A 23100-nucleotide genomic window follows, 5' to 3' on the forward strand; every position below is an offset into this window, starting at 1 on the left:
ATGCGATAACGGTTACGCATTGCGCCGGATTTTCGTCTGCCTTCAAGGCGCGCATAGTCGCCCTATGTGAGCCTTGCCGTGACGCCGAAGGCGGACGAAAAGACCAGCAAGACGTGATGGTTATTTATTGACCGGTCCTAACCAGGAGCATCATTATCATGCCCCGTCGTTCAGCGCCCCGCGCGCTCAGGCATCAGATCGCCATCGAGGCGGCGCAATTGATCGCCGAACAGAGTGATCTCAGCTATGCCCAGGCCCGCACTAAAGCCGCCAGGCGATTGCGCTGCACAGACCAGCGGCAACTACCGGAAAACCGCGAAATCGAGCTGGCCCTGAAAAACCACCTGGAACTGTTTCAGTCGGCGACACAGGGTGCGCAGTTGCGCCAGCTCAGGGAGAGCGCGGTGGCGGCCATGCGACTGTTCAGCCAATACCATCCGCGCCTTATCGGCCCGGTACTGAGCGGGATTGCCAACCAGCACACCCCCATCAGCCTGGTGCTCTTCTCAGACACCGTGGAGGCCGTGGCCATCTCATTGATGGACTGGAAGATCCCCTTTCGACAGCGTGAGCTGCCGTTGGAATACAGCAATAAAAAGCGCGCCACGCGGACGCTATTCAGCTTTCATGCCGGGGAGCACCGGATGGAACTGCTGGTGCTTCCGGAGTCGGAGCGGCACAACATGCCGCTGGACCCGACAGAAGGACGCCCCCAGAAGGGGGCGTCGCTGAACAAACTGCTGACGATGCTCGAGTCAGACTAACGCTTGCCCACCGGGACGTAATCCCGCATCGGTGCGCCGGTGTAGAGTTGGCGTGGGCGACCGATTCTCTGCTCGGGATCGTCCATCATCTCCATCCAGTGCGCCACCCAGCCGACGGTCCTGGCAACCGCAAACATCACGGTGAACATGCTGGTCGGGATACCCAGGGCCTGATAGATGATGCCGGAGTAGAAATCGACGTTGGGATACAGTTTGCGCTCGACGAAGTACTCATCCTCCAGCGCCACCTGCTCAAGGCGCAGGGCCAGCTCGAACAGAGGATTGTTGTTGTCCTTCATGTTCTCGAGCACTTCGTGACAGACTTCGCGGATCAGTGTGGCACGCGGGTCGAAATTCTTGTAGACCCGATGACCGAAGCCCATCAAACGGAACGGGTCGTTCTTATCCTTGGCCTTGGCGATGTACTTGTCGATCTGGGAAACATCCCCGATCTCTTCCAGCATATCCAGTACCGCCTCGTTGGCGCCGCCGTGCGAGGGGCCCCACAGGGAAGCGATACCGGCCGCGATACAGGCGAACGGATTGGCCTGCGAACTGCCGGAGAGACGAACGGTTGAAGTACTGGCGTTCTGCTCATGATCGGCATGCAGGATAAACAGCATATTGATCGCCTTCACCGCAACGGGATCCGGTGTGTAATCCTCGCAGGGATTACTGAACATCATGCGCAGGAAGTTTTCGCAATAATCCAGGTCATTTCGCGGGTAGATGAAGGGTTCGCCAACATTGTGCTTATAGCTGGCCGCAGCGATGGTCGGCATCTTGGCTATCAGCCGGTGGGCGGAAATTTCACGATGCCGCGGATTGTTGATATCCAGCGAGTCGTGATAGAAGGCGGAGAGCGACCCAACCACGCCAACCATAATACCCATGGGGTGGGCGTCATACTGGAAACCATCGAAGAAGTTCTTCAGAGTCTCCTTGATCATGGTGTGGTGGCGGATGGTGTTATCAAACGAGGCCAGCTCCTCGGCCGTCGGTAGCTCGCCATACATCAGCAGATAGGCGACTTCGAGAAAGCTTGCCTCTTTGGCCAACTGCTCGATGGGGTAGCCGCGATAACGCAGGATCCCCTTGTCTCCATCAATATAGGTAATCGCGCTACGACAGCTTGCCGTGGCTACGAAACCGGGATCGTAGGTAAACATCCCGGTGTTTTTGTAAAGGGTCGAGATATCCGCGACTTCAGGCCCTTCAGTGCCCTTGTACACAGGCAGCTCTACAGAGGTTCCGTCTACTTCGTTGGTTAAGGTTACTTTTTTATCTGACATAAGTTCACTTTCTCCTGCCATAAACTGGCTAACTGGCCTTTTATATAACAGTCGGCCGATCAGAACAACCCCTCAGGCATTTAATAGGACAACCATCCAAACATAGTTTTCCCTCTGCTGCCTGATTTCTCGGCAAATTATTAAATAAAATCGGCCGCGGTTACGTTGAGACGCGGGATCTACCGGGATTTTGCAATCGCCGCAATGCTACCAAAACCTTATTTGGACGCAATGACTGCATTTTTTAATACAGCACATTGAAATAATGAATACTGCCGAATGCCAGAAGGCGAAAGGGTGTCGATAATGCGTTATGCAAGGACGCGTTAAGCATAGTCCATCGGCATGAAAACGCCCAGATTTGAGACCGGCGCAATCGGCGCCTCAGGCGTCACCGATGCCAAGGCCGCTGCAGCGGGGCAGCCCATCCCTGGATAAAATAAAAGGCACCGAAGTGCCTTTTATCCGTTGCTCTGCTTTGCGCTACGCTCAACCGCGCGAATAACGCTTGCGGAACTTATCTACACGGCCAGCGGTATCCATGATCTTCTGTTTTCCGGTGAAGAAAGGATGGCAGGCTGAGCAGACTTCCACGTGCAGATCCTCGCACAGCGCCGAACGGGTGGTAAACTCGTTCCCGCAGCTGCAAGCCACTTTAATCTCTTCGTATTTGGGGTGGATATCCGCTTTCATGACAGCCTCTGAATAAACTCAAACTACCCGCATAATTAGGACGGGGTGAACGGGGCATTATAGCCAACACCTCTATTCCCCGCAATACCCGGCGCTCGCCTAGTTTCGCTGACCGCCCCCGGGAACCAACGGGATGACCTTTGCCGACTTCCCCCGGCCCGCGCGGGCGGAGTACGCGCCGCTGCCGAGATCGTGGAGCCGGTCGACCAGCCCGCCCTCACCCATCATCTGCTCCCACATCATCCTGGATATGCGGATGCAGGCCCCCATCGGGCTGCCGGAGCGTCGTCGCTCCTGGTCGATACGCCACTGCAGCCGGCGCAGCCTATCCTGTTGCTCCTCGGGTGCCTGCCTGATGACCTCATCTATAGTCGAGCGGCGCAACGCCTCGAAGGCCGACAGGTCGGTACTGGCCAGTTTCAGCCAACGATCAAAATCCAGCTTGCCTCCCGTCCGCTCCATTGACCATTCCTCGTTACCAGCGCCAGCCGCTCCCACCACCGGTTGGCGACCTCACAGTGAAATCCTAGCACAGAGCACGACCGACTGCTCTGAGCCACGATACCATCCAGCGACTGTTAAGGAGCTGATAATTATAATATTAGTTCATATTCCAGAGCCCCTGCCGGCGCATGGATGCGCCAAGCCCCCAATCAAAGAAGCCCGCCCACCACGTCGTCCAAAAACAGCCAGGCGGATTCCGATGTTCTGACGGTGCCGGCCTCGTGCAACAACAAGCCCCGTTCCAGCGGATCTGCCAGCCTGTCCCACAAATGGGCCTCGTCCAGCCCCGTGCGTTCGGCAAACAGCGCCACCGCGAAGCCCTGCTTCAGTCTCAGCGCGTTCATCATGAATTCAATAAAAAGATCCTCTCGATCGAGTCGACTCTCTCCGGAGATCGCCCCCCTGCCGCCGGCAACCCGCAGATACTCCTCTGGCCGTTTCACCCGCCATCTGCGTTGCACCTGCCAGGGGGAGACGGAGGTGAGCTTTGCGTGCGCCCCGGCACCGATGCCGAGATAGTCACCGAACAGCCAGTAATTGAGGTTGTGCCGACAGGCCCGTCCGCTACGCATATAGGCCGACACCTCGTACTGCCGATAATCCGCCACCTCCAGGAGCCGGCGTCCCTCGGCCTGGAGATCGGCCGCCGCATCCACACTCGGCATGGCCCGGGGCGGCCGATGGTGGAAAGGGGTATTCGGCTCCAGCGTCAACTGATAATAGGAGATGTGATCGGGAGCGGCCTCGATGGCCAGGCGGACATCCTCGCCGGCCATCTCCAGGGTCTGCCCCGGCAGGCCGCACATCAGGTCCAGATTGATCGACTCAAACCGGGCCGAATGGGCACTGTCGATCGCCGCATGGACCTCCTCAGGGCCATGGATCCTGCCCAGCCGGACAAGGGAGTCTTTATGAAAACTCTGCACACCGATGGAGAGGCGGTTCACCCCGGCCTGCCGATAGCCGAGATAACGTCCATGCTCAAGGGTGCCGGGATTCGCCTCCAGGGTCACCTCCATACCCGCCACACAGGAGATCCGCTCGCGCACGCCCCGGAGCAGTCGCTTGATCGACTCGGCGGAAAACAGGCTCGGGGTGCCACCGCCGATAAAAACGCTCTGCAACTCACGCGTCCGGGCCCAGCCGCCGGCCAGCTCAAAATCGAGATCGGCCAGCAGGGCGTCGATACAGGCCGCCTCCGGGATGCCGGCCCGCACCTCGTGGGAATTGAAGTCGCAATAGGGGCATTTGCGCATACACCAGGGCAGGTGGATATAGAGTCCCAGCGGCGGCAACAATGGCATTTGACTCATCACTTCTTTCTCACTCCCGCGACCATCAAAATCGGTTTTCGCCCTGGTACTCTGTCCAGGTGATATTTGCGTGTTCAGTTGGCCTGTCCGCGTTCCTGACAAGGCGCGGCTCGCAGCGAATGGCCCGGTCCTGTGCAAGAGCCGCAACGCAGCCAGGGGCGCGAACAGGCCAACCCGAAGGGTGCCCCTGTGGTGTCCCGCCGCCGCGTTGCGTCGCTTGACAAGGACCTGGCCAATGCCTGCACGACGCGCCTTGCGGCGGGACACCACAGGAGCGCTGAACTACGCAAATATCACCCGGACAGAGTACTTTACATTAACCGCTTTGCAACACTGCGCACAGGGGGTAGCATATTGGCCCATTGTCAAAAAACACTCGCATGAGGATAAAAATGTTTGAACAGCTCAGCGCCGCCCCGGCCGATCCCATCCTTGGTTTGACGGAAGCCTTCAAGAAGGATACCCGCACCGGCAAAATCAATCTCGGCGTCGGAATCTACAAGGATGAGGCGGGCACCACCCCTATCCTCTCATGCGTCAAAAAGGCCGAAGAGCAGCTGCTCACCCAGGAGACCAGCAAAAGCTATCTCAGCATTGAAGGCACCCCCGAGTATGGCCTGGGCGTGCAACGCCTGCTGTTCGGCAATGACAGTGACATCATCAGCAGCGGCCGCGCCCGTTCGGCCCATGCCCCCGGCGGCACCGGCGCCCTGCGCATCTGCGCCGAATTCATCGCCCGGCACATGCCCAGCCGGCGCATCTGGGTGAGCAACCCCACCTGGGCCAACCACGCCAACATCTTCCAGGCGGCGGGCCTTGAGGTAGTCACCTATGACTATTACAACGCGGACGCCAAGGACAAGGACTTCGCGGCCATGAAGAATTCCCTGCGGCAGGTCGCCGCCGGTGAAACCGTGCTGCTTCACGGCTGCTGCCACAATCCGACCGGCATCGATCCCACAACCGCGGAGTGGGAGGAGCTGGCCAGGCTGTCGGCGGCCGGCGGCTGGCTGCCGCTGTTCGACTTCGCCTACCAGGGTTTCGGCAAGGGTATTCAAGACGATGCGGCCGGCCTGCGCATCTTCACCGAACACAATCCCGAACTGCTGGTGGCCAGCTCCTTCTCGAAGAACTTCGGACTCTATAACGAGCGCGTCGGCGGCCTCACCCTGCTGGCGAAAGAGGCTGGCCAGGCGGACAACACCTTCAGCCAGATCAAGTCGATCATCCGCGCCAACTACTCCAACCCGCCCTTCCACGGCAGCGGCATTGTCACCACCATCCTCAACAACGCCTCGCTGTATGCCGAGTGGGAAAAGGAGGTGGCCGAGATGCGGGACCGCATCCAGGCGATGCGCGACCTGTTTGTGGCCACGCTGAAGGAGAAGGGGGTCAACCAGGACTTCAGCTTCATCAGCCGGCAGTGCGGCATGTTCTCCTTCTCCGGTCTGAACCCGGACCAGGTGAAACGCCTGAAAGAGGAGTTCGGCATCTATATCGTCGGCTCGGGCAGGATCAGCGTCGCCGGCATGACCCGCGACAACATGGACGCCCTCTGCAGCGGTATCGCCCAGGTGCTGTAGGGTCGGTCACCATCATTGTCGGATTAGGTTGTGCCAATCCGACCTGCAGACTGGACAAAGCCGCTCCCGGCTATCCGGCTGTCGCCGTAAGGGCAGGCCCCTGTGCCTGCCCGTTACCCGGGGCAACCACGGGGGGTTGCCCCTACGGCCATCCCCGGCCTCCGCGGCATAAGTTCGTCCCTGGACAAAAAAACGCCCGGCTCAGACCGGGCGTTTTTTTGCAGGCGTTGCGGCCGTCAATCAGCTGTTGGCAAACTCCACGCCCTTGGCGATGTTGCTCTCCAGGGTTGGCAGCATCTCGTCGAACAGCTGCTGTTCATAGGCACTCAGGGTACCGGCCGGGAGGATCTCCTCCACGCCGTTCTTGCCCAGGCGCACCGGCAGGGAGAGGAAGCGGGTCGGCTGATTCTCCACCTCGACATAGGTGCAGACCACAGACTCTTCGCCACCCAGCGCTTTCAGCAGGGTCAGGGCGAAACGGGCGCCGGCATCGGCCATGGAGAGGGTGGCGGAGCCGCCGCCCGCCTTGGCCTCAACCACCTCGGTACCCGCATTCTGAATACGTGGGGTCAGGCTTTCGATCTCCTCCTGGGAGAATTCGATACCAATCTGGGAGAGCAGCGGCAGAATGGTATTGCCACTGTGACCACCGATCACCGGGATATTCAGGCTGGTGGGATCCAGGCCCTTCAACTCCGCCACGAAGGTGTTGGAACGGATGATATCCAGGGTGGTGATACCAAACAGTTTGCGTTTGTCATAGACGCCGGCCTTCTTCAGCACCTCGGCCGCGATCGGCACGGTGGAGTTTACCGGGTTGGTGATGATGCCGTAGCAGGCATTCGGGCAGACCTTGGCGCCGGTCTCCACCAGCGCCTTGACAATACCGGCATTGACATTGAAAAGGTCATCGCGGGACATACCCGGCTTGCGCGGCACACCGGCCGGAATGATTACGATATCGCTATCCGCCATCGCCGCTTCCAACTGATCGGCGCCGTAACCGGAGACCTTGACCGGAGTTGGAATGTGGCTCAGATCCGCCGCAACGCCTGGTACCATCGGATTAACATCGTACAATGCCAGCTCGGAACCAGCGGGCATGGCATTTTTGAGTAGGAGGGCCAGTGGCTGACCGATGCCGCCGGCAGCGCCAAGAACGGATACCTTCATGAGATTAATCCTCTGCAGTAGTGTTGGGAGTTAACTTAGAATAGCTGAAAATCGGACGAAATCTTACGGCATTTCCCACTAAGAATCCATGTTCATGGTAAAAAACCGCAAGATAAATAGGACATTCATACTAATTTTTCATTAAATTCTGGGAATAGCTGAAAAATAGCCCTAAACTTGCAAAATCCAGGTTACTATTTGTTGGCATTGGTATAATCTATTCGATAATTCTATAGTCATTATTTGTTTTTTTAATCTAAGCCGAATCACCAACCCCCGCATATATAAGGAATAGGATATGTCAGACGAGCTGAGCGAGGCGTCACTTCAGTATCACCGTTACCCCAAACCCGGGAAGCTGGAGATTGTTGCCACCAAGAAAATGGTCAACCAACGCGATCTCGCACTCGCCTATTCACCCGGTGTTGCCGCTGCCTGTGATGAGATCGTCCGTGACCCCAATGAAGTGGCCAATCTCACCGCCCGGGGCAATCTGGTGGGCGTTATCACCAATGGCACGGCCGTACTCGGACTTGGCGCCATTGGTCCACTCGCGGCCAAGCCGGTCATGGAAGGGAAGGCGGTACTGTTCAAGAAGTTTGCCGGGGTCGACGTATTCGATATCGAACTCGACCTGACGGACCCGGAAAAGATCATCGAGACCGTCGCCGCCATGGAGCCGACTTTCGGCGGCATCAATCTGGAGGATATCAAGTCCCCGGAGTGCTTTGAGATTGAGCGTCGACTGCGCGAGCGGATGAATATCCCGGTGTTCCATGACGACCAGCACGGTACCGCCATCGTGGTCGCCGCCGCCGTGCGTAACGGACTGCGGGTAGCCGGAAAAAAGATCGAGGAGGTGCGGCTGGTCTGTGCCGGCGCCGGCGCCGCGGCCCTGGCCTGCCTCAACCTGCTGGTCAGCATGGGACTGAAAAAGGAGAACATCCGGGTGGTCGACCTGGATGGCGTGGTCTACAAGGGTCGCAAGGCGGCCATGGACCCCTACAAGGAGGTGTACGCAATCGACACCGACCAACGCACCCTGGATGATGTCATCGAAGGCGCCGATATCTTCATGGGCCTTTCAGGACCCGGCGTGTTGAAGCGGCATCAGGTGCAGAAGATGGCCAGTCCGCCCTTCATTCTGGCCCTGGCCAATCCGACCCCGGAGATCACCCCGGAAGAGGTGCTCGCGGTGGCCCCGGATGCCATCATCGCCACCGGCCGTTCCGATTACCCGAACCAGGTCAACAATGTCCTCTGTTTCCCGTTCCTGTTCCGGGGCGCGCTGGATGTAGGCGCCACCACCATCAATGAGCAGATGAAAATCGCCTGTGTCGAGGCGCTCTCCGACCTGGCGATGAAGGAGGCCTCCGACCAGGTGCAGGCCGCCTACGGCGGACAGGCGCTGCAGTTCGGTCGTGAGTACCTGATCCCCAGACCGTTCGATCCTCGGCTGATGACCGACCTGCCGCCGAAGATTGCCCAGGCGGCCATGGACTCCGGCGTCGCCACCCGGCCGATCCAGGACTTCCATGAATACCGCCGCACCCTGCGCGAGTTCGTATTCCGCTCCGGTCTGGTGATGAAGCCGGTATTCGAGCGCGCCATCGCCAATCCCCAGCGCGTGGTGTTTGCCGAAGGCGAGGCGACCCGGGTATTGCAGGCGGTACAGGTGCTGGTGGATGACGGCATCTGCAAACCGATCCTGATCGGCCGCCCGGAGGTGATCGAGGAGAAGGCCAAGGGTCTCGGCCTGCGCTTCCAGCTCGGTCAGGATGTCAAGGTCGTGAACATGAACGACAACCCGAACTTCGAACGGGACTGGCAACACTATCACGAGATCGAGGGACGCAACGGTGTCTCTCCGGCGTTTGCGCGCGGCGTGGTCCGTACCCGCTCCACCGTGCTGGCCGCGCTGCTGACCCGGCAGGGCGATGCGGACGCCATGATCTGCGGCGTGGAAGGCGCCTATATCCAGCACCTGAAATATATCCGCAGTGTCATCGGCATCCGCGAAGACACCACCGACTGCTCGGCCATCACCATGCTGATCCTGTCCAAGGGTACCTTCTTCCTCACCGATACCCATGTCACCCCCGATCCCTCGCCGAAACAGATCGCCAAGAAGACCGCCATGGCGGCGGAGATTGTGCGGCGCTTCGGCATGTCGCCCAAGGCCGCGCTGCTGTCCCATTCCAACTTCGGCAGCCGGGATAACGCCTTCTCGCGCAAGATGAAGGAGGCACGGCGGATTCTGCATGAGCAGTACCCCGGCGTGGTGGTGGAGGGTGAGATGCATGCCGACTCGGCGCTCTCCGATGAGATCCGTGACAAGGTGTTCCCCCATTCACGTTTCAAGGGTGCGGCCAATCTGCTGGTAATGCCCAACCTGGACTCGGCCAATATCGCCTACAACATGGTCAAGATGCTGGGCGAAGCCGTCCCGGTGGGCCCGATGCTGACCGGGCTGAAGTATCCGGCCCACGCGGTCTCCGACTCGATCACGGTACGCGGCATTGTCAACATGAGTGCCGTGGCGGTGGTGGATGCGATTGACTGGCAAACGACCCACGCCGCGGGCTGAACCACAATACGGAATATCTGCCTTAGGGCTCGCGCAAGAATAATTTCGCAGTACCGAGAGCGCAACTGGGCCCCGCTGGCAAGGCACGCTTTGCAGGCAATGGCCGTTCCCTTGGCAAAAAGCGTAACGCCACCAGCGGGGGCCAGTTGCGACCGAATACCGAAACTTATTTTTGCGCGAGCCCTCACTTCAGGCGCGCCCCGATCAACCCGGGTGCGCCTGATTTTTTCTGTTCATATACTACAACCTCCTTCCGTTTTATCAAACTGCAAAATGTTGCACCTGCAACTGTTTATTGGTCCGGTTGATTTTATCGCCAATGCAAGCCCCTATCATTACGGGTGTTATAAATTCACGATTCCATTTGCACTCCCTGTGTTGATCGCATATATATAAGTTTCCATGCTGTTCAGATAATAACTTTACCAAACCTGAGGAGATCCAGATGAAGCGTCGTGATTTTCTGAAGAAGGCCGCCGTCGGAGCCGTGGCCGCTGGCGCCGCGCCGGCGGTACTGGCCCAGAGCAACAAAAAAATTCGCTGGAGAATGGCCACCAGTTGGCCGAAGGCGTTCGACACCATCTATGGTGGCGCCGAAACGGTTGCGGCGCGGGTCAAGGCGATGACCGGCGGTCAGTTCGAGATCATCCCTTATGCCGGTGGTGAACTGGTCGGCGGCCTCGAGGTCTTCGATGCGGTATCCCAGGGCACGGTACAGATGGGCCACACCGCCTCCTACTACTATGTGGGGAAAAATCCGGCTTTTGGTTTTGATACCGCCATCCCCTTCGGCCTCACCTATCGCCAGCAGAATGCCTGGCTATACAACGGAGGGGGAATCGAGGCGATGCGCAAGATCTACGCGCAGCACAATATCGTCAACTTCCCCGCCGGCAATACCGGTGTGCAGATGGGCGGCTGGTTTCGCAAAGAGGTCAACACCTTGGCCGATCTGCAAGGCCTGAAGATGCGCATCCCCGGGCTGGGTGGCAAGGTAATGAGCCGGCTCGGCGTCACCGTGCAGGTGCTGGCGGGTGGAGAAATCTATCCGGCGCTGGAGCGTGGTGTCATCGATGCCACCGAGTGGGTGGGTCCCTACGACGACGAGAAGGCCGGCTTCTACAAGGTGGCCAAATACTACTACCATCCGGGCTGGTGGGAGCCCGCCCCGACCCTGAGCCTCTATGTCAACCAGAAGGCGTGGGACAGCCTGCCGAAAGAGTATCAGGAGATCGTCGCCTCCGCCGCCGCCGAGGCCAATCTGGACATGATGGTCGACTATGACTCGAAGAACCCGAAGGCCCTGAATAGTCTGGTGAGCAAGGGTGTGGAAATGCGTGAATTCTCCCAGGAGATCCTGGAGGCCGCGCGTAAGGAGGCCTATGCGCTATATGATGAGCTGGCGGCAGGTGATGCCCAGTTCAAGAGTATCTACGAGGGCTGGAAGGCGTTCAAGGAGGAATCCGATCCCTGGTTCAATACCGCCGAAACCTCCTACTCGCGCTTCAACTTCAAATAGTCACACCGCTGGCGCACAAAGCAGTTGCTGGACAAAAAAAGCCCCAACTCCTGACGGAGTTGGGGCCTTTTTTGTTAAGCGGACTGACCAACCCCGATACTCAGCAATCCAGTCACCAGTTGCGGGAAGTAGAACAACGCCAGCAGGCCGATCAGCTGTATCACGATGAAAGGTACGGCGCCGCGATAGATATCGGCCGTCGTGACCGAGCGGGGAGCCACGCCACGCAGATAAAAAAGTGAGAAGCCGAACGGCGGCGTGAGGAACGAAGTCTGCAGATTCATGCCGATCATGACACCGAACCAGACCAGCGCCATGCGTCCCGGCTCGTCGAACTCGGCAAACATCGGTGCAAGAATCCTGACCACCACGGGCGCCAGCAGGGGGACGATAATAAAAGCGATCTCGAAGAAATCGATAAAGAACCCGAGAACAAACACCAACAGGTTTACCAGCACCAGGAAGCCCACGATGCCGCCCGGCAGGGAGGTCAGCAGATCCTCCACCCAGAGATCACCGTACAGGCCACGGAACACCAGCGAGAACGCTTGGGAACCGACCAGGATAAACATCACCATACTGGTCAGTTTCGCCGTCTCGGTCATGCTGTCCAGCATCGAACTGAGAGTCAGGCGGCGCTTCAGCACCGCCAGCGCCATGGCGCCGACCGCACCAAAGGCACCCGCCTCGGTGGGTGTCGCCCAGCCGGCAAAGATACTCCCCAGCACCACCACAATCAGCGCCAGCGGGGGAATCATCACCAGGATGATTTCCCGGCTCAGTTTTTTCCCGTCCAGATTTCGCGCCTCTATCGACATCGCCGGGGCCAGTTTGGGCCGGGTCAGTGCAATAAGGCCGATATAGGCCATATAGAGTCCGGAGAGCATCAGCCCGGGAATCAGCGAACCGACAAACAGATCGCCCACCGGGGCGCCCAGTTGATCCGCCAGTACAATCAGGACGATACTGGGGGGGATCACCTGGCCCAGCGTCCCGGAGGCGGAAATAATCCCGCAGGCCAGGGGCTTGGAATATTTGCTCTCAAGCATGATCGGCAGGGCGATCAGACCCATCGCCACCACCGTGGCGCCGACCACGCCGGTCGCGGCGGCCAGCAGGGTACCCACAATCACCACCGAGATCCCGAGTCCGCCGCGCATCCGGCCAAAGGCGATGCCCATGGTCTTCAGCAGATCCTCCGCCAGTCCTGTTCGCTCCAGCACCATACCCATCAGGATGAAGAAGGGTACCGCCAACAGGGTGTAGTTCTGCATCACCCCGAAGATGCGCTGGGACATGGCCTGCAGCAGGGCAAAGTCCAGCAGCTCCATGTTGATGCCGATGGCGGCGAACGCCAACGCCGTGCCGCCCAGGGCAAAGGCCACCGGATAGCCCATGAAAATCAGCAACAGTGCGCCGCCAAACATGATGGGGCCTAACAGGTCGGGATTCATATGCCCTCCTCCTCATGCACTTGGGGGAAGGGGATAAACCCCTTGAGGAAGGCGATCTGCTTGATCAGTTCACTGATGCCCTGAACGATCAGCAGGATAAAGGCGATAGGTATGGCCGATTTGATCAGATAGCGTGGCAGGCCGCCCGGATCGGGGGATCCCTCCAGGATTGCCCAGGAGTCGGCCGCATAACTGTAACTGACCCATAGGATCAACGCCGACAACGGGAACAGAAACAGACAGGTGCCGATGATGTTTATCCACGCCTTGAACCGATCCGATACCCGTGCGTAGAGAATATCCACCCGCACATGGGCCTGGTTTTTCAGCGCATAACCGGCGCCCCACAGAAACACCAGACTGAACATAAACCATTGCGCCTCGATATAGGCATTGGAGCTCAGATCAATACCGATCGTCTGACTCAGCTTGCGGGTGATGGCATTGTAGGCGCCCAGCAGCACCATAATCACAACCAGCCAGGAGATCAGCCGTCCAATCCGTTCATTCACGGCATCGATGATGCCGGAAAGACGTAGAAACTTTTGCATAGAGTAAAACCCTTAGGCTAATTTTTATGGGTTACTGCAGTTAAGGGCTCGCGCAAGAACAAGTTCCGGTATTCGGTCGCCCCTGGACCCCCTTGGTACTACGGAATTATTCTTGCGCGAGCCTAAACCATTGAACCATACAAGATTCAACGACCGGAAACCACCTCCATGCGAGCAATGGAAATCGGATGATAACCCTGCAAAGGCCACGCTTTACGCCCCCTTTACGCCCGAGGGGTTGTAGGCGAGAATCCATTGGGTAATCCTCGGACATTCAGGTAACAAACATCATGACCACTCTCTACGGCGCTGTCGACAGTGTGCTCCCAGCACTGACCGAACTGCTCGGCGAACGGCTTTCCACCGCCTCCGCGGTCCGGGAGCACCACGGGCATGACGAATCCGGTTTCAAGACCGTACCACCGGATGCGGTGGCGTTTGCCAACAGCACGGAGGAGGTGAGCGCGATCGTGAAGATCTGCGCCCGCCACAAGATTCCGGTGATCGCCTACGGTACCGGCACCGCCATCGAAGGGCATGTACAGGCGCTGCGGGGCGGGGTCTGCATTGACCTCAGCGGGATGGACCGGATTGTGGAAGTCAACCCGGAGGACATGGACTGCACGGTGCAGGCCGGGGTCACCCGGATGCAGTTGGAGAGTCACCTGCGCGACACCGGCCTGTTCTTTCCGGTGGATCCGGGGGCCGACGCCTCCCTCGGTGGTATGGCGGCCACCAGCGCCTCCGGCACCAACGCCGTGCGCTACGGCACCATGAAAGAGAATGTGCTGTCGCTGAAGGTGGTCATGGCCGACGGGCGCATTATCCGCACCGGCACCCGGGCGAAAAAATCCTCGGCCGGCTACGACCTGACCCACCTGTTCATCGGCTCGGAGGGCACCCTGGGGATCATCACCGAGGTGACCCTGCGGTTGCACGGCCTGCAGGAGGCGATCTCCTCGGCGGTGTGCAGCTTCCCGAGCGTGGACGACGCCATCAACATGGTGATCCTCACCATCCAGTCGGGTATCCCGATTGCCCGTATTGAACTGCTCGACGGACTGATGATGCACGCCATCAACCGTTATTCGAAAATGGACTACCCGGAGCAACCCCACCTGTTCCTGGAATTCCACGGCAGTGCCGCCAGCGTCAAGGAGCAGGCCGAGGCGGTACAGGAGCTCGCCAGCGAGTTTGGCGGCGGTAATTTCAGCTGGGCCACCCGCAGCGAGGAGCGCAACCGCCTGTGGAAGGCGCGCCACGACGCCTACCCGTCGGCGCTGCAGCTGCAGCCCGGCACCCGGGCCATCACCACCGATGTCTGCGTGCCAATCTCGCGGCTGGCGGAGTGCATCCGCGAAACCCGCGCAGACATCGACCGGGCCAGCATGCCCATCGTCATGCTCGGTCACGTGGGGGACGGCAATTTCCACCTGGCGATCCTGCCCCATCCGGACCGACCCGAGGATATCGAGGAGGCCGAGGCATTGAACCACCGTCTGGTGCGCCGCGCCCTCGCCCTGGACGGCACCTGCAGCGGCGAGCACGGCATTGGCCAAGGCAAGATCGGATTCCTGGAGGAGCAGAACCCGGAAGGGGTGGTGCTGATGCGCCAGCTCAAGCAGACCCTGGACCCGGACAACCTGCTCAATCCGGGCAAAGTGTTGCGGATGGATTGAGCAGGCTCATGGCAGAAAACTCTTCCCGCGGGATCCCTGTATGATTCCGACGATGAATGCAGCTATCGGAAGCTACCACCCGCCGGCGGATACCGGCCTTGAAATCCTCTATCAGGATGAGGCACTGCTGGTACTGAACAAACCCAGCGGGCTGCTCTCGGTACCGGGACGGGGGGAGGAGAAGCAGGACTCGCTGGCGCGGCGGGTACAGGCGCGGATTCCCGATGCCCTGGCCGTGCACCGCCTGGACATGTGCACCTCCGGTGTCATGGTGATGGCGCGGGGAAGTGAAATGCATCGCACGCTGAACCGGATGTTCCAGCAGCGGGAGATCGGTAAACGCTATATCGCCGTGGTCGACGGCCGGCTGGCGCCGGCCTGCGGCAGCGTCCGCCTGCCGCTGATCTGCGACTGGCCGAACCGGCCGCGACAGCGCGTCGACCACGAAATCGGCAAGCCCTCCATCACCCACTACCGGCGGCTGGAGTACCGGCCGGAGGACGCCAGCAGCCGGGTGGAACTGACCCCGGAGACCGGGCGCTCCCACCAGCTGCGGGTGCACATGCTGGCACTCGGCCATGTCATCCTGGGGGACAACCTGTATGCCGACCCGGTCAATCGGGAGCGGGCACCCCGCCTGCAGCTGCACGCCTGTGAGCTGAGCCTGCGACACCCCCTGAGCGGCGAATCCATGACCTTCCACTCTCCGGCGCCGTTCTGAGCAGGGGCCGGCCTACGGAAGCGCTGGCCTCATCACCAGCAATCGTATCGTAGGGTGGATAAGCCGGTAGGCGCATCCACCGTAGCACTGGTGGATGCGCCTCTGGCTTATCCACCCTACAAAAAACACTGGGGAACCACGGACTCACACAGATAAACACGGATTCAGGCGTAGGTTGGGGTGAGCCTGCGAACCCCAACGGGGGTTCGGGCGGGCGTGACCTAATGTTGGGATTCGTTCCTCAACCCAACCTACGGACTTGCTACGGCGGCTGCTTGTGAAGTTGTCCTATTCGCGTTCATTTGCGTTAATTCGCCGCCAGGCGCCTGTCGCTCTTTGGCGTCGTTCCGAGTCGGTAACCGCCTCAAAGCGGCTGCAGGTTGGCATAGGCCGCCACCAGCCACTTGGCACCCACCTGTTCGAAATTGACATGCACCCGGGCGCTGCCGCCCTGGCCCTCGGCATTGAGCACCACCCCCTCGCCGAACTTGGGATGCAGCACCCGCTGGCCCAGCTGGAAGCCGCAGGCGGGATCGGCAAAGCCGGACGATGAGGCACCGTAGACCGGTCGGCTGATCTGCGGCCGGGAGCGGATTTCGCGAACCAGCTCAGCCGGGATCTCGCGCAGAAAGCGCGAGGGCAGGGGATAGGACTCGCTGCCGTGCAATCGCCGGCTCTCGGCATAGGTGAGGTAGAGCTGCTCCATGGCCCGGGTCATGCCCACGTAGCAGAGGCGCCGCTCCTCCTCCAGCCGCTCCGGATCCTCGGCCGACATGCTGTGGGGGAACAGCTTCTCCTCCACCCCGGCGATGAACACCAGCGGAAACTCCAGCCCCTTGGCCGAGTGCAGGGTCATCAGCTGCACGCAATCCTCGAACTGATCCCCCTGGTTCTCGCCGGCCTCCAGCGCCGCATGGGAGAGGAAGGCCGACAGCGGGTCCAGCTCATCCTCATCCTCGGCCACCTCGTAGGTGAACTCGCGCGCCGCATTGACCAGCTCCTCCAGGTTCTCCACCCGGTCCTGGCCCTTGCCGTCGCGGCCCTTGCGGAAGTGCTCCGCCAGGCCGGCGGCCGAGACCACCTGGTCCGCCAGCTCGTGCAGCGCCAGCCCCCGGGTGGACGCCTGCTGTTCGGCGATCAGCTCCAGAAAGCCGTTCAATGCCGAGGCCGCGCGCTTGGCCATGGCGCCACCCTGGACCAGCTCCTGAGCGGCCTGCCACAGGGAGCAGCCGAAGTCGCGGGCGTGAGCGCGCACCGCATCCAGGGTGCGCGGGCCGATGCCGCGGGGCGGCTGATTGACCGCCCGCTCGAACGAGGGGTCCTCCTGGGGATTGGCCACCAGGCGCAGATAGGCGAGGGCATCCCTGATCTCGGCGCGCTCGAAGAAACGCAGCCCGCCGTAGACCCGATAGGGCAGCTGGGCGTGGATCAGGGCCTCCTCGAACTGGCGTGACTGGGCGTTGGAACGGTAGAGGATGGCGCACTCGTCACGGCGGTGACCCTCCTCGGTAAAGTGACGAATCCGCTCCACCACAAAGCGCGCCTCATCCACCTCGTTGAAGGCGTTGTAGAGCAGGATCGGCTCACCCTCTTCGCCATCGGTCCACAGCTCCTTGCCGAGCCGCGAGGGGTTATTGGCGATCACCGCGTTGGCCGCCTTGAGGATGGTGGCGGTGGAGCGGTAGTTCTGTTCCAGCCGCAACAGCGGCGCGTTGGGGAAGTGCTTGCGGAAGTCACGGATATGCTCCACCCGGGCACCGCGCCAGCCATAGATCGACTGGTCATCGTCGCCCACCGCAAACAGGTGGTTCTGTTCCCCCGCCAGCAGCCGCAGCCAGGCGTACTGGATGGTGTTGGTGTCCTGGAACTCATCCACCAGGATGTGCTGAAAGCGCTCCCGGTAGTGGTGCAGGATATCCGGCCGGTCGCGCAGCAGTTCATGGGCGCGCAGCAGCAACTCGGCAAAATCGACCACGCCGCCACGCTCGCAGGCGGCCTGGTACTCGCTGTAGATGCGAATCATGGTGCGCTGGTAGGGATCACCCCCATCGTCCATGTGCTGGGGCCGCAAACCTTCATCCTTGCGCCCGTTGATAAACCACTGGGCCTGGCGTGGCGGCCAGCGCGCCTCGTCCAGGTCCATCGCCTTGAGCAGGCGCTTGAGCATCCGGTACTGATCGTCGGAATCGAGAATCTGGAAGCTCTGCGGCAGATTGGCATCCTTCCAGTGGGCGCGCAGCAGGCGGTGGGCGAGACCGTGAAAGGTGCCGACCCACATGCCGCCGACCGGCTGCCCCAGCAGGGTCTCGATGCGCCCTTTCATCTCCCGGGCCGCCTTGTTGGTGAAGGTCACCGCCAGGATATTCCAGGGCGCGGCCCCCACCACCTGCAGCAGCCAGGCGATGCGGTGCACCAGCACCCGGGTCTTGCCGCTGCCGGCACCGGCCAGCACCAGCATACCGCCCGGCGGCGCGGAGACCGCCTCGCGCTGGGCATCGTTCAAACCTTCGAGAATATGTGATACGTCCATCGGCTTATCTTAACAGCGGTTGTGCGGGATCACGACCGCTTGTGATCGGCGACTGACCGATGAGCGGGTGGCATTTAATTGACCACCGTCATTCCCTTACTGTTTGTACAGTTTTATAAAGGGAGTCCATGGAATATGGGCAGGGGGTAAAGATTCAAGGTGGTGGTGTAATCAACAATAAATCCCGCGCGCAGGGAGTCGCGCACCAGGGGATCCGGGATGGAAGCTAACGGGCATTGATCGCTTCATGCCCGTTTTTTTTGTCCAGACTCCGAGTGGGCACAAAAGCATGCCCTCCCGACCAAACTAAACCTCTACCTCAGCGCAGTAGCGCGCTCGCAACCGCGGTTTCTCGATCTTGCCCGTGGCATTGCGCGGCACCTTGTCGAACAGGAAGCGCCGCGGTCGCTTGTAGCGGGGCAACCGCTCCGCGAAAGTTGCCAGCGCCTGTTCCGTGAGACTGTGCCCCTCCTTGAGCTGGATAATCGCGGTGACCAACTCGCCGAGCCGCTGGTCCGGGGTGCCGATCACGGCGATATCCTGGATGCTCGGGTGTTCGAGAAAAAAGTGCTCGATCTCCACCGGCGAGACATTCTCGCCACCGGTAATGATCAGGTCCTTCTTGCGGTCCACCAGCCAGATGAAGCCCTCCCCGTCCAGCCGGGCGATGTCGCCGGTATGCAGCCAGCCGTCCTGGAGGGTCTCGGCGGTCGCCTCCGGGTTGCGGTAATAACCCTGCATCACCCCGGGTCCCTTCACCAGCAGTTCACCGGCCTGACCCGCCGGCAGGCGGTTGCCCCGGTCATCGACAATACACGCCTCCCAGTCGAAGCCGGGCTTGCCGATGGCACCGATCTTGTGGCTGTTGCCCGCGCCGAGATGGATACAGCCGGGACCGCTGCTCTCGGTCAGGCCGTAGTTGGTGTCGTACTCGTGGTGTGGGAACAGCTTGTTCCACGCCTTGACCAGGTTGGGCGGCACCGGCTGGGCGCCGATATGCATCAGCCGCCACTGATCCAGCCGGTAGCGGCCGAAATCGAGCTCGCCGTTCTCCCAGGCGATCAGGATGTCGTGGGCCCAGGGCACCAGCAGCCAGACGATGGTGGCCTGCTCCTCGGAGACCGCCTCCAGGATCCACTCCGGGCGCGCGCCCTTCAGCAGCACCGCCCGGGCACCGACCACGAAGTTACCGAACCAGTGCATCTTGGCCCCGGTATGGTAGAGCGGCGGGATGCAGAGGAAGTTGTCCTCGTGGGTCTGCCGGTGGTGCTGGTTCTCCACATAACAGGCGTGCTCCAGGTTGCGGTGGCTCAGGCTCACCGCCTTGGGCAGGCCGGTGGTGCCGGAGGTGAAGTAGAGCGCCGCCTGGTCGCTGATCTCCAGTTCGATCCGCGGCGGCGTATCGGCGGCCCCGCTGACAAAGCGGTCGTAGGCGATGGCAAAACCGGGGCAATCCTGGTCCGGCCCGACATACACATAGTGGTGGATGGTCCGGTCCAGGGCCGGCTTCACCGCGGCGATGCGTTCGCTGAACTCCGGCCCGAACAGCAGCACCCGGGCCTCGGCAAGCTCATTGCAGCGCTGGATAATCTCGGCCTCGAAGCGGAAATTGAGCGGGGCGGCGATCGCCCCGGCGCGCAGGATGCCGAAATAGGCGGGCAGCCACTCGAGCGAGTTCATCATCAGGTGCAACACCCGATCACCCCGGGCGACGCCGTGGGCCAGCAGGGCGTTGGCCAGGCGACTCGCCTGCCGATCGAACGTCCGCCAACTGATCTCCCGCCGACGATTGGCGGCCGGATCGCGCTCCACCAGCGCGATCTCGTCGGCATACATGCGCCCGTTGCGGGACAAAATCTCGGTAATCAACATCTCTGGGGCTGGCCTGTCGCTCGGTTATTGGCGACCCCTGAAACACCACCCCGCATGCCCGGTACAAGCCGATGAAGCGGGGCTGGAATCAGCACAGGTCTTGTGGGGTTAATTTATCACAGAAAAAAGATGCGCCGCGAGGAGTGGTGCAAGAGGAGTGGTACAGGGATGGAATGAACGCGAATAAGGTTATTGGGGATTCGGTTGAGTGAAGCCGCCACTACCTGTGGTGGTCATACCCCTCCCCCAGGCGGCAAATTCAATTGCTCTGTCGGGTTACGCCTTCGGCTAACGCGACCTACACCGGGATCGTAGGTCGGATTAGCGTAGCGTAATCCGACGAATAAGCAGGACACGCGAAACGAAGCGCTCGCCATTGATGGGCACGCAGCTTCGCCTACGGGGATGTAGGTGGGGAACGTGGGCATTTGCCCAGCCTCTCACTATTCGCGTTCATTCGCGGCTTAATAAACGGTGTCCGGCCCTAGCTGAGCATGGTGAGTAATCAGAAATACTTTTCATGGACTGAACGCTAGAGCTCGATCGTGGCGATGGCCCCCAGGGCCGCCTCGATCTCTATGAACAGCGGCAGATCGGCCTCCCACAGGTCGGCCATGGCGCCGAAACAGCGCATGCGCATCACATTGGGCTGCCGGTCGGATGCCAGCCAGATATCATAATAGCGGGCCACCAGGGGTGGACCCGTAGCATCACTCATTTGCGACAGTATATTAAACCCGGCGACCTGCAGACGCGGCTGGCCGACAATCGGGCTCCGACCCTGCTGGACTCGTACAACCGTAAAGGTATCGGGCTGAATCTGCTGCGGCTCCTGTTTCAGCTCCCGCACCTCGAAGTTGCAGCTGGGCCAGTACTGGTCCACACCGGAAAAGTCCGTCGCCGCGCCACGCTGGACAAATACCCGGGCGTGTCCCGGGCGGATCTCCAGCGGCTGGTTCAGGGTAATCCGGCTGCCCTCCGGGACCCGGTAATAGGGCGAACCGGGATCCCGAAGCGCCTGCTGCGCACAGGAGACCAGCAGCAACGGAGCGAAAAGGGTCAGGGTCAGTTTCTTCAGGGCGTTCATCCGCGACCTCGCAGGTTGGCTCTAATTGGTAGACAAGTCGGATCCGACCGGGTTTCACCCAAAGTATATGACCGGATTGAACCGACATCCCGATTACCGCTGCGGCAAATTATTCCGTACCGGTTCGGGTCTATAATCCCAAGTGTCGTCTCTATTCAACATCAAGGACCAACCATGAAGTCAATAACCGCTGTACTGTTGAGCGCCCTGCTGATGGTTACCTCAGGCAATCTCCTGGCCGCCAAGAAAGAGGGCAAGGCCTACGGGCCGGGCGGCGTCTCGGAAGAGAAGATGAGCGACACCGCCGCCGAACACCGCAAGGCCTATGCGGGTGAAAACGAGAAAAAGATGAAAGAGGAGCAGGAGGAGAAGGAAAAGAGAGACAAAAAGACAAAAAACGGGGGATAGGCAACCACTCCCGTAGCTTTGCGCAGGGGTGGCCGTTTGCATAGTGCCGTGCACGCCGTAACCCACCGTTTGACGGTGGGTGATGTGGTCCGCCAGGTAGCCTCCGCATCCCTCGCCGACCCGGCAGAAATATATGCTTTACTTAGATTGAGCGGCCGTGATCACGGAATACCCGAGAGAGCGCGGCAACCCACTCAAACAAGGCAAACAAGGACCCCGGTCATGAGCGAAGTCTTTGATCAGGCAGATGCACTGGGCCCGGCCAAGATACTCCATGTCTATGAGCCCACCCATCGGCTGAAGGCGATCCTGGTAGTCGACAACGTGGCCTGCGGACCGGCCATCGGCGGGCTGCGCATGGCCCCCGATGTGAGCACCCGGGAGTGTGCCCGGCTGGCCCGCGCCATGACCCTGAAAAACGCCGCCGCCGGGCTCTCTCACGGCGGTGCCAAGTCGGTCCTGTTCGGCGACCCGAAAATGCCCCGGGAACAGAAGGAGCCGCTGATCCGCGCCCTCGCCTGCGCCCTGCGTGGCAATGACGAGTACATCTTCGGCCCCGACATGGGCACCGACGAGAGCTGCATGGCCTGGATCCAGGATGAGCTGGGCGGCCGCGCCGTGGGGCTGCCCCGGGCGCTCGGCGGCATCCCCCTGGATGAGCTCGGCGCCACTGCCTGGGGCCTGAGCAGCGCCGTGGATGCGGCCATGAAACAGGTCGACTTCAGCCTCGACGGCGCCCACCTGGTGATCCAGGGCTTCGGCTCGGTCGGCCTCCACGCCGCCCGTTTTCTGGTGGAGAAGGGCGCCGTGCTGGTGGCGGTGGCGGACTCCCGCGGCGCCATCTACCACCCGGACGGTCTCGATCTCAACGAACTGATCCGCCTCAAGGGCGAGGGGAAAAGCGTCCACCAGTACCCCGAGGGAGAAAAACTGGCGCGCGATGCGGTGGTCGGCATCGCCTGCGACATCTGGATACCGGCGGCGCGCCCGGACGTGGTCCACGCCGGCAACGTCGGGCTGATGGATACCAAACTGGTGGTGCAGGGGGCCAACATCCCCTTTACCGGCGACGCGGAGCTGGCCCTGCATCGACGCGGGGTGCTGGTCATCCCGGACTTCATCGCCAATGCCGGCGGCGTCATCTGCGGTGCCATGGAGTACCGGCACATGAGCCAGAGTGCAGCGTTCGAGGCGATTACCGAGAAAGTGAGCACTAACACCGCGGAGGTGCTGGAACGGGCGGCGCAGGAGAAGATTCCGCCCCGGCAGGCGGCCGAGGCAATGGCCGTGGAACGGGTAAAGCGGGCCATGGCGACCCGGCGCTGGTCCATCTTCTAGCCCATCGCCCCCCTGTGCAAGGAACCCCCCGC

18 protein-coding genes are annotated in these 23100 nt (G+C 60.7%); 8 read left to right on the top strand and 10 right to left on the bottom strand.

What is annotated here, in order from left to right; all coding sequences use genetic code 11:
• The first annotated feature begins 158 nt into the window (after positions 1–158).
• A complete protein-coding gene (locus tag O9K64_RS11375; protein WP_275098186.1) occupies positions 159–764 on the top strand; it encodes a hypothetical protein in 606 nt (201 codons plus the stop codon).
• On the opposite strand, the gene O9K64_RS11380 is transcribed toward O9K64_RS11375, so the two are convergent.
• The 4 genes from O9K64_RS11380 to hemW form a co-directional block, all read right to left on the bottom strand.
• Positions 761–2056 carry a citrate synthase gene (locus tag O9K64_RS11380; RefSeq protein WP_275098187.1) on the bottom strand — a complete coding sequence of 432 codons (1296 nt, stop codon included), beginning with the start codon at positions 2054–2056 and terminating at the stop codon, positions 761–763. The genes O9K64_RS11375 and O9K64_RS11380 overlap by 4 nt on opposite strands.
• Before the next feature lie 489 nt (positions 2057–2545).
• Positions 2546–2749: a 50S ribosomal protein L31 gene (gene rpmE, locus O9K64_RS11385; protein ID WP_260293002.1), complete on the bottom strand. Its 204-nt coding sequence runs from the start codon at positions 2747–2749 to the stop codon at positions 2546–2548.
• 99 nt (positions 2750–2848) lie between these two features.
• Entirely contained in the window at positions 2849–3211 is a 363-nt protein-coding gene (locus O9K64_RS11390) for a DUF3135 domain-containing protein (RefSeq protein ID WP_275098188.1), read from the bottom strand.
• 191 nt (positions 3212–3402) lie between these two features.
• On the bottom strand, positions 3403–4566 hold the full coding sequence (hemW, locus tag O9K64_RS11395) for a radical SAM family heme chaperone HemW (protein ID WP_275098189.1): 1164 nt from the start codon (positions 4564–4566) through the stop codon (positions 3403–3405).
• Positions 4567–4958: 392 nt separating this feature from the next.
• Between hemW and O9K64_RS11400 the strand changes: the two genes are divergently transcribed.
• On the top strand, positions 4959–6149 hold the full coding sequence (locus O9K64_RS11400) for an amino acid aminotransferase (protein ID WP_275098190.1): 1191 nt from the start codon (positions 4959–4961) through the stop codon (positions 6147–6149).
• 240 nt (positions 6150–6389) lie between these two features.
• Here O9K64_RS11400 and mdh read toward each other — a convergent pair whose 3' ends face one another.
• Positions 6390–7322, bottom strand: a complete 933-nt coding sequence (mdh, locus tag O9K64_RS11405) for a malate dehydrogenase (protein ID WP_275098191.1) — start codon at positions 7320–7322, stop codon at positions 6390–6392.
• A 298-nt stretch (positions 7323–7620) separates the two neighbouring features.
• Between mdh and O9K64_RS11410 the strand changes: the two genes are divergently transcribed.
• A complete protein-coding gene (locus tag O9K64_RS11410; RefSeq protein WP_275098192.1) occupies positions 7621–9909 on the top strand; it encodes an NADP-dependent malic enzyme in 2289 nt (762 codons plus the stop codon).
• Between the two features lie 445 nt (positions 9910–10354).
• Positions 10355–11428 (top strand): TRAP transporter substrate-binding protein, encoded by a 1074-nt coding sequence (locus O9K64_RS11415; protein WP_275098193.1) that lies wholly within the window; start codon positions 10355–10357, stop codon positions 11426–11428.
• 74 nt (positions 11429–11502) lie between these two features.
• Here the strand turns inward: O9K64_RS11415 and O9K64_RS11420 are convergent, their stop codons facing one another.
• Together O9K64_RS11420 and O9K64_RS11425 are read right to left on the bottom strand one after the other, a co-directional pair.
• Entirely contained in the window at positions 11503–12882 is a 1380-nt protein-coding gene (locus tag O9K64_RS11420) for a TRAP transporter large permease (RefSeq protein WP_275098194.1), read from the bottom strand.
• The gene (locus O9K64_RS11425) at positions 12879–13433 is read right to left on the bottom strand and encodes a TRAP transporter small permease subunit (protein WP_275098195.1); all 555 of its coding nucleotides are present in this window, start codon (positions 13431–13433) and stop codon (positions 12879–12881) included. Before O9K64_RS11425 ends, O9K64_RS11420 begins: the two co-directional genes overlap by 4 nt.
• Positions 13434–13723: 290 nt before the next feature.
• Here O9K64_RS11425 and O9K64_RS11430 point away from each other — a divergent pair, with 290 nt between their 5' ends.
• Together O9K64_RS11430 and O9K64_RS11435 are read left to right on the top strand one after the other, a co-directional pair.
• Positions 13724–15112 (top strand): FAD-binding oxidoreductase, encoded by a 1389-nt coding sequence (locus tag O9K64_RS11430; protein ID WP_275098196.1) that lies wholly within the window; start codon positions 13724–13726, stop codon positions 15110–15112.
• A 52-nt stretch (positions 15113–15164) separates the two neighbouring features.
• The gene (locus O9K64_RS11435) at positions 15165–15833 is read left to right on the top strand and encodes a pseudouridine synthase (protein WP_275098197.1); all 669 of its coding nucleotides are present in this window, start codon (positions 15165–15167) and stop codon (positions 15831–15833) included.
• Between the two features lie 364 nt (positions 15834–16197).
• On the opposite strand, the gene uvrD is transcribed toward O9K64_RS11435, so the two are convergent.
• The 3 genes from uvrD to O9K64_RS11450 form a co-directional block, all read right to left on the bottom strand.
• Entirely contained in the window at positions 16198–18363 is a 2166-nt protein-coding gene (uvrD, locus tag O9K64_RS11440) for a DNA helicase II (RefSeq protein WP_275098198.1), read from the bottom strand.
• 306 nt (positions 18364–18669) lie between these two features.
• Positions 18670–20235 (bottom strand): class I adenylate-forming enzyme family protein, encoded by a 1566-nt coding sequence (locus tag O9K64_RS11445; protein WP_275098199.1) that lies wholly within the window; start codon positions 20233–20235, stop codon positions 18670–18672.
• A 532-nt stretch (positions 20236–20767) separates the two neighbouring features.
• Complete coding sequence (locus tag O9K64_RS11450; protein ID WP_275098200.1) at positions 20768–21322, bottom strand: hypothetical protein; 555 nt, start codon at positions 21320–21322, stop codon at positions 20768–20770.
• A 174-nt stretch (positions 21323–21496) separates the two neighbouring features.
• Between O9K64_RS11450 and O9K64_RS11455 the strand changes: the two genes are divergently transcribed.
• Together O9K64_RS11455 and O9K64_RS11460 are read left to right on the top strand one after the other, a co-directional pair.
• Entirely contained in the window at positions 21497–21730 is a 234-nt protein-coding gene (locus tag O9K64_RS11455) for a hypothetical protein (RefSeq protein WP_275098201.1), read from the top strand.
• A 222-nt stretch (positions 21731–21952) separates the two neighbouring features.
• Complete coding sequence (locus tag O9K64_RS11460; protein WP_275098202.1) at positions 21953–23068, top strand: Glu/Leu/Phe/Val family dehydrogenase; 1116 nt, start codon at positions 21953–21955, stop codon at positions 23066–23068.
• Positions 23069–23100: the final 32 nt, after the last annotated feature.

It is taken from the genome of Sedimenticola hydrogenitrophicus (assembly GCF_029017505.1).
GTDB classification, from domain to species: Bacteria; Pseudomonadota; Gammaproteobacteria; order Chromatiales; family Chromatiaceae; genus Sedimenticola; species Sedimenticola hydrogenitrophicus_A.

Coding starts and splice junctions, on each gene's coding strand:
- O9K64_RS11375 (WP_275098186.1), top strand. CDS start 159: ATGCCCCGTCGTTCAGCGCCCCGCGCGCTCAGGCATCAGATCGCCATC.
- O9K64_RS11380 (WP_275098187.1), bottom strand. CDS start 2,056: ATGTCAGATAAAAAAGTAACCTTAACCAACGAAGTAGACGGAACCTCT.
- rpmE (WP_260293002.1), bottom strand. CDS start 2,749: ATGAAAGCGGATATCCACCCCAAATACGAAGAGATTAAAGTGGCTTGC.
- O9K64_RS11390 (WP_275098188.1), bottom strand. CDS start 3,211: ATGGAGCGGACGGGAGGCAAGCTGGATTTTGATCGTTGGCTGAAACTG.
- hemW (WP_275098189.1), bottom strand. CDS start 4,566: ATGAGTCAAATGCCATTGTTGCCGCCGCTGGGACTCTATATCCACCTG.
- O9K64_RS11400 (WP_275098190.1), top strand. CDS start 4,959: ATGTTTGAACAGCTCAGCGCCGCCCCGGCCGATCCCATCCTTGGTTTG.
- mdh (WP_275098191.1), bottom strand. CDS start 7,322: ATGAAGGTATCCGTTCTTGGCGCTGCCGGCGGCATCGGTCAGCCACTG.
- O9K64_RS11410 (WP_275098192.1), top strand. CDS start 7,621: ATGTCAGACGAGCTGAGCGAGGCGTCACTTCAGTATCACCGTTACCCC.
- O9K64_RS11415 (WP_275098193.1), top strand. CDS start 10,355: ATGAAGCGTCGTGATTTTCTGAAGAAGGCCGCCGTCGGAGCCGTGGCC.
- O9K64_RS11420 (WP_275098194.1), bottom strand. CDS start 12,882: ATGAATCCCGACCTGTTAGGCCCCATCATGTTTGGCGGCGCACTGTTG.
- O9K64_RS11425 (WP_275098195.1), bottom strand. CDS start 13,433: ATGCAAAAGTTTCTACGTCTTTCCGGCATCATCGATGCCGTGAATGAA.
- O9K64_RS11430 (WP_275098196.1), top strand. CDS start 13,724: ATGACCACTCTCTACGGCGCTGTCGACAGTGTGCTCCCAGCACTGACC.
- O9K64_RS11435 (WP_275098197.1), top strand. CDS start 15,165: ATGAATGCAGCTATCGGAAGCTACCACCCGCCGGCGGATACCGGCCTT.
- uvrD (WP_275098198.1), bottom strand. CDS start 18,363: ATGGACGTATCACATATTCTCGAAGGTTTGAACGATGCCCAGCGCGAG.
- O9K64_RS11445 (WP_275098199.1), bottom strand. CDS start 20,235: ATGTTGATTACCGAGATTTTGTCCCGCAACGGGCGCATGTATGCCGAC.
- O9K64_RS11450 (WP_275098200.1), bottom strand. CDS start 21,322: ATGAACGCCCTGAAGAAACTGACCCTGACCCTTTTCGCTCCGTTGCTG.
- O9K64_RS11455 (WP_275098201.1), top strand. CDS start 21,497: ATGAAGTCAATAACCGCTGTACTGTTGAGCGCCCTGCTGATGGTTACC.
- O9K64_RS11460 (WP_275098202.1), top strand. CDS start 21,953: ATGAGCGAAGTCTTTGATCAGGCAGATGCACTGGGCCCGGCCAAGATA.